Here is a 12,166-nt window from a genome sequence, read left to right on the forward strand (position 1 = left end):
TAACAACCAATACTTCAGTTCTAATGAGAAAAACAACCATTTGTAAATCCATTATTTTCAGTTTATTCATTCTAAGTACACTAACCATAGAGGCACAAACAGAGGCCCTGACGCACAAAAAAATGGGATTAAACTACCTCGATAACGGCGAGATAGATTCTTCACTAACAGAATTAAATGCCGCACAGCGAATGGGGCTAAACGACGGCGAAGTGTTGGGCGGCATGGCTTTGGTCTATGTGCAAAAAAACGATATTAAACAGGCCATTCACTATGCTAAAAAAGCCCGTAAAGACAAGCTACATCCCTCTGCCAATGCTTGGCTGGCAGGTGTTTTAGCCTACGAAGCAAAAGGCAAAAGCCGACCTATGAACCAGTGGATTGAAAAAGGGCTGGCAGCATATCCTACCGACTTTTTACTGCTCTATCATGCCGGTCGTCTAACCATTCATACCAACGAAACAAAGGGGGAAGATTACCTGCTAAGGGCTGTCAGTTCTGCTCCGGCCTACAGCCCTGCACACCTACTGTTGGGTGAGCAGATGTATCGCAAAGGAGAAAACATTAAAGCACTGCTACCACTGCTGTATTATCTCATGCTCAATCACAACACGCCGGAGAGTCCCGACATTCTGGCTGTCATTGAAAATATGCTAAACGACTGGGCCGGTAACAGCCAAAATATTTCAAAAATCAATAAAGCCGACAGTGACCTCACCACCAATTTCATCCCCATCCAAAAAGAAAAAGGTTCGGATAACTACCAATGGCTCACACAACAATTAACAGCCTTCATGGAAAGCCTGCAAACCGCTAAAATAAACCCATCGGCTGCCTTATGGAGCAGTTATACCGATTTCTTTGCCAAAGCGGCTCAAATGGACTTTGACGAAGCATTGACGCAACATATTATCTTCAGCCGTAACCAGGCCGATGTGTTAAACTGGATCACCCAATATCCTGATCAGTATCAAATGATGGCCGACTGGATTACGGTATGGGAATTTGGATTGTAAAAACCGCATTCCAAATTTCTGTATTAAACAAAAAAATCCGATGACTTAAACCTGGCGTGGTAGTCATCGGATAATACGTTCCTGCTTATTAAATCTCAATCAGATTCAACAATTACGTTAAATTCCGCAGATATCATTAGAATTGACTGACAATCAAAATTTGATAAAAACAGAATACATTAATCATTAAACAGTCAATCGCAGTCATACAAACTTAAAGTAGTTCGGATATTTTTCGGCTATAAAAAAGAATTTGTCACTTAGGCCTTCTCTTCATCACTGAAATAAGGAAATACATCCATCAACGGACTTTCATTAATTCCCACCACATCAAAATCAATGGTCATACCCGACAAAGAAGTCATCAAATTATCGTAAGCCTCCTTTAAGTCACTGCCCATCACCAACATTTGTGAAGAAATCTTCTTCTCCTTACCGGCCTCTTCGTCAACAGAGACATAGTTAACTTTACATTTATACCAACGATCCGCATTTTCGAAAGGAAAAATATCGGTATAATTGGCTTTTCGGATATTGGTCACCTGAAAATCCCCCCTTATCATCTGTTCCAACTCCTTATGTATACGACTTTCAGCTTCAGTAAACGAAACGGCATCCAACAAATAGGGCTCAGTAACTTTCTTTTCAAGGCCGCTTTTCTCATCTATTTTAACGTATTTCACTTTTATCTCAAACCAGTTGCTCATAATGCAATTTTTATATTAGTTACCCGGCAAAGATAACTTTCCGTCAAATAAAAACCCCGTTTAAACGCTTCGTGTTATCAACAAATCAAAAAAATTGAAAAATCTCATTTATACACAAAAAAAAATCAAAAAGAGTTACGTGTAATAGATGGAAAAATTGTCATACAAACAACGAAACAAAATCAAAGATTATTTTCAATCAATACCAGGAACAATGAATAACAAAACCATTCGCAGAAATCTCTATAAAGTACTGAGAAAAACAGGTATGCCCAGAGAACGGATTGCCGAAGATGCATCTTTTTCATGCGACATGATGATGGACGAAATAGATATGACCTGTTTCCTTTTTTATCTTGAAACCAAGTTCGATCTGAATATCGACAACGAATCATTACCAAAAATAAATTCAGTACAATCAACCATTGAGTATCTTCAACAACGCTGTGCCTAATCTGACATAGCAAATTTATCCCAGCACGGTTTGTGAAGAAACAGAGCTGACAGGCCAAAATCCGTCAGCTTTTTTTATGGCGTACGAAATACATTGCGTAAGTCGTCGTTGGGCAGTATGATATTATAATTTTCCCAAAAAGAAGCGTCGAAAGCGCCCAGCTGTTCGGCAAGTACATCAGACGCACCAACTGTTTCAGCGTTTTTAAAAGGCCGTCGGCCATTCCAAACCATCATATCGCTCACCACCATTTCAGAAACAGTACTAAAAACAGTGCGTTCACGTCGCGATCGGTCAACCACTTTCATGCTCACCTCTCCTTTCACGCCCGACAAAACCCATTGACCGTTAAGGGGGCGATAAGAAACCCGGTAACGGGCATAAAAAGGGCGCGTTTTAAAGCGGCGGGCATCTCTCTTTATCAGGTAGTCGCGACTTTTGCGCACCGAAGCAGGCGTCAGCTCAAAATGAGCACTCACCACTGCAAACGACTCCGAATCAATCAAAAATTCTCCGGTATACATCAGATCTCCGGACGAATCGATGGGTTTAAAACCAATACGATACACATAACGGTCAAAAATATGGTCGACACCATTAAACGTATATTTGTACACAGAATTATTGTTGGGTAAAAAATTACGATTACGCACCACGTCAAGTTGCGAAAAAAGATATGGACCACCCACCAGCTTAAAATGAACCAAATCGCGACTGCCTGTCACCACCCCCTTACGTCCATGAATAAACCGAACCTGCTCCGACGCATCATGTTGGTACGATGGCTTAAAAATTTCGAGCACCGCCTCCGAGACATCAACATATCGGCTATCCTGCTTTATTGTTTCCCGAAAAAAAGCGGTCATCAAATAATTATTACCCGGATAATTGGTCGTAATATGCGCGACAACCTTCTCCATTATAACCTTCGGATTTTTGTACAACACCCTAACTTCCGGTAATTGAATAGAAGACTCGGTCAGCTTAACCACCAATGTCGTATCGGAATGAGGAACCTTGATCCGCCACGACTGAAACCCCAACGAAGAAAAAATCATATCGCGACCGGCTAATGGTACCGGCAACAGCAATTGGAATAACCCTTGCGTATTAGACACTGTTCCAATAGGCGCCCCTTCCACACCTATATTAACCATCTCTAGCGGCCGATTCTCACCCAAACCAATAACTCTGCCACTGATCCGAATGACCTGATCCGTATTAAAGACGGCCGACCTTTTACCGATCACCACCTGTTTGTGACTCACAGACACATCGGTACCCATATCCGAAAAAAAAGATTCTATCCAGGATGAAACATTATCTGCCGGAATTGAAACAAAAACCAATGAATCGAGATTGATGGCATTAACATCATACGCAAAATGATACTGATAACGACTGGTAAGAGAGTCCATCACCTGTGCCACCGTAATATTATCGAATCGAAACCCAGTGCCGGCTGTCTGACCATTAACGCACACGCCCATACCGCCAAAGATCCCTATGAAAATAAAAATCCGCAGTATAAAACGATTCCACAATTCTAATAATTTTTCAGACCATTGATGCATCGCCATAAGACACTAAAGATAATGAGTGTTTGTCTATAAAGTCAACTTCTGCGTTACGCTTGTCATAAAAACAGTCATTTACGAAAAGTAAACTCCTTGATTTTTATGACTTCGCAAGCCTTGAATTTGAACTTTATATTTCAAACACTTTGTTTATGGAAAGACTCTAAATAGTCTTTGCAAGAAAAGGCCAAATGCTGCGTTATTCTGATCCTTGAATTTGAGCTATTCAGTCCAAACACCTGACTTTATAGGCAAACACTAATCACGATGGACAATGATCCGGCACAATTCTCACATCAATACCACCTCAATTGCGACGGACCAATGTCACAATGTTGTTTTCGCGATGAGCTTCCAGATTAAATGTTTTACAAATAACCTGCAATACATAATCAGGATCCGACTCTGAGAATTCGGCCCCCATCTGTTCCTCAAGTATTGAAGCGTCTTCGACCCGAAATAACCAGCCGTAGTTACGTTGCAAAACCATAAAGACCTGCTCCAGCGTTTCATTTCGAAAGCTCAGCTGCCCCGATTTCCAGGCCCAGTTATTTTTACTGGCAATCAGCTTTTTGGGTTCATCTGCCTCGGCCGTCATCATCAAGGCTTCGCCGGGTTGAAGACGGATAACTTCCGCCTTGTTTCTTTTAAAAGCGACTTCAACAATTCCACCATCAACATCCACGTTCGAAAATCCATCAAGATTGGTGCGAACATTAAACGAGGTTCCTACTACTTTGATAGAAAAAGCCCCGGTTTCAATAATAAAGGGATGAATAACATCGGGCGACACATCAAAAAAAGCCTCTCCAGTGAGCGACACCTGACGATTAGATTTCCCGAAATCTGATTGATACTGTAGGGTACTGCCCTGCTTCAGCGTAACGGATGAACCATCGGGAAGCACCACATCCCGCTTTGCGTCGGCAACAATCACCTCTACGGGATGAACCTGAACACCCGAAAACCACCATACCCCCATAACCAAAGAGAACACCAGCAAAGCAGCTACAGCGGCCACCCGGAAATACCGCTGCCACAAAGAGCCTTTGAACTCTGTCTGATGGAGTGTCGTTTTCACATGTCGCCACCCTTCGTCCACATCAACAGATTGTTGCACCATGGCTTCGTGTCCCAACTGCCAGGCCATGCGACACTGTGTCCACATTTGCCGGTAACCGGCATCTTTAAGCCGGCGCTCATGCACCGTTCTTTCATCCTGTGATGCCTCACCCGCCAAAATGCGGCTCATCAATTCATATGTCTTATCTTCCAACAGTTCCATGGTTTATATACGTTGAGTTACACATCAGTTATCCGCCATTACATACAACGGCAAATTTTCACGTAAAAATTTCAATGCCTGACTCATATATGCTTCTATGGTCTTTACCGAAACCCCTTTTTGTTTAGCAATATCTTTATACCGAAGATTCTCAAACCTGTTTAATCTAAATATTTCCTGCGGACGCGAAGGCATCATACCAATAACTTTCTGAACCTTCTCTATCATATTATGATCCGTATCAGGCTCATCGGTGCTTACAATATCAATCATCCCCGCATCTCTCACAAAACGCTTTTTTTGCTGTAACTCATTCAAACAGCTGTTACGTACAGCCATCATCAGGTACGAAGCCGGTGTATTTATATTTAATTGCGACCGTTTTTCCCACCAGTTCACAAAAACAGCTTGAGCAATATTCTCAGCAGCATCCTTATCGTGCAAAAAGCGCAGTGCCAGTCCTACCATTGCGGCATAAAACTTCCGGAACAGGCTTTCAAAAGCCCGTTCATCACCAGCGGCAACTTTCTGTGCTAAAATAGAATCGGAATCATATTTCACGCTTGCTTAATTTTCGAGTCAGCCAATTTTGTAATAGCTAAACCTTCTATAAAAGTAAGACATCGCAACAAAGAAAAACCCTATAATTTAAGAGGATTTATTTCCATTTAAACGAAGTAACCAAAGCAGCATGGTCGGAAGGGAAACCCAAAGGATGCTCTTCCACAATCCAGGCCGACGATGGCACAATAGAACTTCCCTGGTAAAAAACATAATCAAGCCGGTCTTTAAAAACCGTTTTGAATAGCGGCGACCAGGTATACCCCGGATGCGAAACCTCATTTGGAAACAACGACCGGTAAACATCAATAAAACCGGCATCTTCAAGAATTGTTGTGACCGGATATTTCAGTACCAGACCAAAATGATTTTTTTTATTACGCTCGGTCCAGTCAAGATGAGAACCCGAATTTAATTCGCCGGCCAAAATAACCGGCACCTTTTCACTATTAGCCAGTAACGCCTGAAGCTCCCAGGTGATATATCGGACTTCAGCGCCACGGGTTTGCAGCTCACGCGATATAACGGTATCGGGGTTGGCCTGCCCCGAAAGAAGATACGCTTCCTGATTGGGTTCATAGCTTAACGACACAGGGCAAAAAATCAACTTATTGTCCTCAGGTAATTCAATCGTTACAGCACCTGCCGTATTCGAGCGGTAAATATTATAACTTTTGCCCATTGGATAACGGCTTAAAACGTCAATCCCATCGCCGCGCATGTAAAAATAAAACCCTAATAAATCAGCGATCAAAGGGCCTGACAATCCGCCCTCCTGAATGGAAACCAAATCAGCACCACTATCACGTATAATATCGGCCACTCGTACGGGGCCAACATATTTACCTTCACGTGTTCCTCCATCCCAAATATTCCATGTCATCACCGTAATTGAATCCGCCATTACAGGCGATGTCATCGATTTATTGCCCAGGTCTTCCGCATAAACCGACTTTACCTGCAAAGGTGTCAGCACCCGGCTCCAAACAACAAATTCATCCATTTTGCCATTCCACACATCCACAATCGGATTAACAGAAAAAGGATCGCGTCCCAAATAAATATCAGATGAAGAGATAGCCAGGTTAAGATCTCCAACACTATAAGTGGCAACATTAAGACCATCATAAAAAAGCCGCACTTCACGATCTGCAAAATTCAAAGAAAAGCCAATTTGATGCCACGAGTCATCGCGAACTGGCTGCCTCACTGCAGTCGGCTGATAGGTGACAGAATTCACGCCGTCGGTCATTGCCCAACGCCAGGTTCCACAAGCCGTATTTTCCACAGACCAGCCCAACCAACCAAAGGTGTCGTCGCGGGTCATCTGCGAAACAATCGTATATTCGTTGGGATCATCAGGTTTCATCTTGATCCATGTTAAAACCGTCATCCCCGGATAGTCGCTCCAACGAAACTCTTCGTCACGGGTAAGAATCAATGGTTTACGGAACTTCGCCGACGCAGACAAATCCAAAGCACGCCCCTCAACGCCATCGCTGGCATAACTGACATTTTCACGTCCTCTAACCGATAGGGACAACGCGCCACTATTAGCAATCTCATTTTCGAAGCTAAACTTTATTAGAGGCGAAGTAGGAACATCCACCAGTTTGTCGATATGATAATTGCAGCTATAAAGACAGCCACAAAAAAACAGACCCAGCAGTAAATATTTTAGAGATTTCATAGGCACCAGAAAAGTAATAATATCACAAACTAATAAGTCACACCAATCTGCAAGGATGATAAATAAAGTCTATATGAAGTTCGTCTACAAAGTTTAACTACGACGTTACGCCTACTCTCAAAAGAGCTTCAAAGATCACACATTCTTATCGGCAACAGAAGCTTCCGGGCAGGCACTAAATATAGAATTTTCACAACCGTGATCCAACCACTGCACCTATGAGTAACAGACTAGAATCCCAGAAAATCTTTTCCGGTAAGAACAGTAATCATTGTCTGCACCGCCAGTTTCAACTGCTTTGACAAAGCCTCAAATTTAGGATCCCCCGACTTAAATGCCGTCTCGGCATCGATGGTCAGATGATATAAATCCAGTGCCTCCATGGTACCAACAATACCCTTTAAGGAGTGCAGCACACGTGCAATTGTCTCTTTATCGTTGGCATTGGTAAGCTCAGCAAGATAATTATCGAAGTAGCGGTAATCATGGCAAAAACCTTTTAAAAGCCTTTTATACAAATCGACACGTCCGCCCATGCGTCGAATGCCAGCCTGCACATCAAGACCTTCAATGTCCGGGAAATCAACATGCGAAACCTCGCTTTCAGATATACGCACCGCTGTCTTCTCTTCATATTCGCCAAACAGCAGACGATAAATCACCCCAAACAACTCTTCCGGATCGATGGGTTTACCTACCATAGCCAGCATTCCGGCCTGCAGGCACAAAGCTTCCACATCGCCAAAAGCTTCAGCTGTCATGGCTGCCACAGGCACCTTCTCCCACCCTTTTACAAGCTTTAGTGCTTTTGTTGTGGCGTAACCGTCCATTCCCGGCATATTAATGTCCATCAATATCACATCGTATGGACAAACACCATCAGACAGCTCTGCTTTTTCAATGGTTTCGGCACCACTGGCTGAAACATCCGTGACTATATTGGCCATATCAAGCAATTCAACCGCCAGACTACGATTGCTGGCTGTATCATCCACCACAAGCACCTTAATTTCGGGTTTAAGTTTTAAAAGTTCCCGGTAACTAACTTTTCCCGGCAATGCGCTGTCATCAATAACTTCTCCTCCCAGCACATCCATCAAACAATCGAAAATAAGGGAATAATTGGCCGGTTTATTTAAAAAGACAGGCCGCTGATTGTCTTTATTAAGCTGTTCTCTCAAATTGGCCTCATCAAAAGGCGTGGTCAACATCACCAGATGTTCAAAGGCGCCTGACGCATTCAATTCAGCCACCATTTCATCCACTGGTTTTCGAAAAATATTTTTATCCACGAACAAAATCCCAAAAGGCTCTGTCCCGGAAACTCTCTCCATCTCTTTTTTCAGCGCTTTATAAGAAGTAACGCGATGAACCGTAAATCCAAAATCCTTGAGCATGTGATGCAGGCTTTTGGCCGCCGACGCATTGGCATCAGCCACCAGAACCAACTCTCCTGTACCTTCAAAGGCATCTCGCATCTGCACCTTTTTCTGTACCTGCTGCTTACCCATTTGTGCCGTAAAGAAGAAAGACGAGCCTGAGCCATATTCACTTTCAACCCATATTTCGCCACCCATCAAACTCGTCAGTCGTTTACAGATAGCCAGACCCAATCCGGTTCCTCCATAACGACGCGTGATGGATACATCGGCCTGGGTAAAAGCCTTAAACAAATTAATGCGTTGTTCTTCCTTCAGACCAATACCGGTGTCGCGTATCGAAAACAACAATTCAACGTTATCCTCACGTTCCGATTTCACTCGTACCTTAACAACCACCTCTCCCTTATCGGTAAATTTAATGGCATTATTAACCAGATTGACCAACACCTGTTCCAAACGCAAAGCATCGCCCACCAAACTCAATGGCACATTGGCCGAATAATCGAAAACCAGATTCAAGCCCTTTTCATTGGCTCTAAACAACACAATATCGGCGAGATTTTGCATCACCGACTCCAGGTCGAAGTCTATAATCTCAAGTTCCAACCGCCCGGCTTCAATTTTCGAGAAATCCAGAATATCATTAATAATACCCAGCAAAGAGCGAGAGGAGGACTGAATACGCTTAAGATAATCAGCATGCTCAGGAACATTGATCTTCTCCATACCCAAATGCGTCCAGCCGATAATAGCGTTAAGGGGAGTCCGAATTTCGTGACTCATACGGGCCAGAAAATCACTCTTAGCACGAGTGGCAGCCTCGGCAGCATCCTTCGCTTTTTGTAATTCAACGGCACCTTCGTTACGGGCAATAACAATTCCAAGTGTTACCGAGAAGGCATTAAACAAAGTACGATGTGTCTCATTCCATCCCGATGGACGAACCGATTGACCGAAGCCGATAAAACCCCACAAACGTTTGTGGACAAACACGGGAACCATCATTACCGACGCCAGTTTCATCTGCAAAAGGAACTTTTCCTCACCGGGCTCAGCATGTTTCTGCAACAGCGTGACGTCTTTGTGATCGTTAAAACGGTAGAACCATGCCGGCGACAAAGCCTCATAGGTCAGGTCGCTCATTTCTTCGCGTGTCACGGGTTCCAGTCTGGAACGATCCCACTCCACAAAATGATTTACCACCATTTTGCCGGTAACAGGCGATAAAGCCTGTACAAAAGCAAACGCCCTGTCCACGCCGGCACCTTCGCCCATTATTCGAAGCGCACGCAATACGGCCTCCTTCTGATTTGGCGACACTATAAGTTCTTTAACAGCTTCCGACACCCCCTCCAGCAACCGGTCACGAATCATTAACTCACTCATGGCCTCTTTTTGGGCCGTAATATCAATAATTACACCTTGCAAAGTAACGCGTGTGGAATCGGCCTCATAAACCGGCATACCCTTTTCGTAAACCCACTTACGATGGCCGTACAAATCCTGAATACGGTATTCTATTTCATATGGTCGCTGACGCAATACCGCCTTGCCAATCACCTCTTTCAATTTGGGCAAATCGTCGCTCTCAACGAACGGCAAAATGGATTGACCCTCCTGTATAAATGCGTCAATACCCAAACCAATTAATTTTTCTACACCACCACTAACAAACAGCATGGTACGACGGGCATCGTTCATACAATTATAAACCACGCCCGGAACATTGGTGACGATGTTACGATAATTTTCACGACTCTTTTCAAAATCGGATAACATCTTACGCATCAACGTAATGTCGGTAGAAACACATCCCATTGCCACCACATCGCCTTCGGCATTATGAATCGGAAATTTATTTGAAAGAAAAGTGCGACGCCCCGATACCGAAGGATAAAACTCTTCAACCTGCACCGGTTCACGCTTAATTAATACATCACGATCGTTCTGTTCATTGACAGTCGCATATTCTGACGGAAGGAAATCGGCATCTCTTTTACCTATAATCCGATGGGCTTCTAAACCTAAGATCTCTTCCATCGGTTGATTTATCAAGGTATAGCGCCCCTCCAAATCCTTTACGTAAATAATTGAAGCACTATTATTTATAATATCATTGAGCAATTTACGATTTTCACGCAAAAGCAAATCCTTGGCAGCCTGCGACTCTTCATCCTTTCGCACTCTGCGCATATACACATAAGCCAGTGAGACTCCCATTACAAGGGCTAAAAACATAATGATCCCCAAAACATAAAGGCTAAATAAAGCCCACCGCTCCAGCGCCATGTTTTGATGGCGGTTTGCCAGTTCGCCCGACTGCTGAATGCTGATGGCACTCTGCTCCATCATCATCTGGGCATTCCCCAGTTCCGAGAGCGCGTTCACCAGCTCAATCATAACATCATGGTAACTGTTTAAGTCCCGCTTAAGCGACCGCAATACCTCTCCCTGTTTCGAATCCGGATTAACAAGATCGTCGGGTGGCAACAACAGACCTATCCGCGAAAAAATAAGATCCACTGTATCGGGATTAACTTGCTCCACCGGAAAGTTCCACATACGTTGCTCAGCCTCTTTCAACATCCACAACTGGTACAGCAAATCATTTCTGGCATCCGTTTCAGAGGCCCTTTTACCATTCACCAGTAAGGGCTTAGGCAGAGGATGACGTGCGTTAAAAAAGATGCGTTTAAAAAGCAAATTCATCTTATCCTGCGACAAATCCTTCTGCTTTTTTAAGTCGATAAATAGAACCCAATAACGATTAAATTCAGACATCCACCCCCCGACATTGGATAACTCATGCCTACTTTTGGAAAACAATTTACTCTGCCGGGCATCAATCAGGGCACTGTTAATTTCGAATGTTAAACTATCAACCCTATCAGCGTGTCTTACATCGCTGTTAAGCGAAAAATTACGAATCTCAATACGGGCCAGATATATTTTATGTAATAAATTATCTACCCGTTCGGTGCTTTCAATCCATCTGTTCAACTGCACCACTCCTGTAACCGTAGCACCCGCCACAATAACCAAAAGCATCAGGTTAAAAAGATAGCCTCTGAATACCTTAACACTTATAGAACCGCGATCGGATAAAAAGGATAAAAATGAGTGTTGCATGAAAATTCTATGTAACCTAGTTTAAAGTACAAACATCGGAAAAAAATAAGAAAGTGTTAAAACGAAAGCTCCCTAATTGTAAAAAAAGGCACGCCACATCGCAAAAAACGCCCTCAAAACAGTTTATAATTACACTATGTCTATAAAAACCTATTCTATGTTATGCTCGCCCGCAAAATGTTCATTTACACCGGTAAACTCATATTTGTCGGGCAACAAAAAAATCAATACATCCATATTACGATAATTTTCACAAAAAGCTTCAAAAAAAACGCTTTTATATTCAAACTATCTAATAACATGATTGCAAAATATTTAAGCCAAAAACACGCCAACAACAGAAAACATTTGACATTGTGCAGCAG

Annotated in this window: 8 protein-coding genes; 2 read left to right on the forward strand and 6 right to left on the reverse strand. The window is 43.1% G+C overall.

What is annotated here, in order from left to right:
- Positions 1-23 precede the first annotated feature (23 nt).
- On the forward strand, positions 24-1,016 hold the full coding sequence (locus tag ACT3CD_RS07760; protein ID WP_444644516.1) for a tetratricopeptide repeat protein: 993 nt from the start codon (positions 24-26) through the stop codon (positions 1,014-1,016).
- 260 nt (positions 1,017-1,276) lie between these two features.
- Here the strand turns inward: ACT3CD_RS07760 and ACT3CD_RS07765 are convergent, their stop codons facing one another.
- Positions 1,277-1,723, reverse strand: a complete 447-nt coding sequence (locus tag ACT3CD_RS07765; RefSeq protein ID WP_444644518.1) for a DUF4494 domain-containing protein — start codon at positions 1,721-1,723, stop codon at positions 1,277-1,279.
- A 214-nt stretch (positions 1,724-1,937) separates the two neighbouring features.
- Here ACT3CD_RS07765 and ACT3CD_RS07770 point away from each other — a divergent pair, with 214 nt between their 5' ends.
- Positions 1,938-2,177, forward strand: a complete 240-nt coding sequence (locus tag ACT3CD_RS07770) for an acyl carrier protein (protein ID WP_444644520.1) — start codon at positions 1,938-1,940, stop codon at positions 2,175-2,177.
- 74 nt (positions 2,178-2,251) lie between these two features.
- Here ACT3CD_RS07770 and ACT3CD_RS07775 read toward each other — a convergent pair whose 3' ends face one another.
- The 5 genes from ACT3CD_RS07775 to ACT3CD_RS07795 all read right to left on the reverse strand — a co-directional run bounded on the left by ACT3CD_RS07775 (position 2,252) and on the right by ACT3CD_RS07795 (position 11,801).
- On the reverse strand, positions 2,252-3,757 hold the full coding sequence (locus ACT3CD_RS07775; protein WP_444644522.1) for a carboxypeptidase-like regulatory domain-containing protein: 1,506 nt from the start codon (positions 3,755-3,757) through the stop codon (positions 2,252-2,254).
- A gap of 304 nt (positions 3,758-4,061) precedes the next feature.
- A complete protein-coding gene (locus ACT3CD_RS07780) occupies positions 4,062-5,039 on the reverse strand; it encodes a FecR family protein (protein ID WP_444644524.1) in 978 nt (325 codons plus the stop codon).
- A gap of 24 nt (positions 5,040-5,063) precedes the next feature.
- Positions 5,064-5,600, reverse strand: a complete 537-nt coding sequence (locus ACT3CD_RS07785; protein ID WP_444644526.1) for an RNA polymerase sigma-70 factor — start codon at positions 5,598-5,600, stop codon at positions 5,064-5,066.
- A 97-nt stretch (positions 5,601-5,697) separates the two neighbouring features.
- Positions 5,698-7,290 (reverse strand): LamG-like jellyroll fold domain-containing protein, encoded by a 1,593-nt coding sequence (locus ACT3CD_RS07790; protein ID WP_444644528.1) that lies wholly within the window; start codon positions 7,288-7,290, stop codon positions 5,698-5,700.
- A 230-nt stretch (positions 7,291-7,520) separates the two neighbouring features.
- Positions 7,521-11,801, reverse strand: a complete 4,281-nt coding sequence (locus ACT3CD_RS07795) for an ATP-binding protein (RefSeq protein ID WP_444644530.1) — start codon at positions 11,799-11,801, stop codon at positions 7,521-7,523.
- Between the last annotated feature and the right edge of the window lie 365 nt (positions 11,802-12,166).

The sequence above is a fragment of the Geofilum sp. OHC36d9 genome (genome assembly GCF_052400685.1).
GTDB lineage: Bacteria > Bacteroidota > Bacteroidia > Bacteroidales > Marinilabiliaceae > CAZHHH01.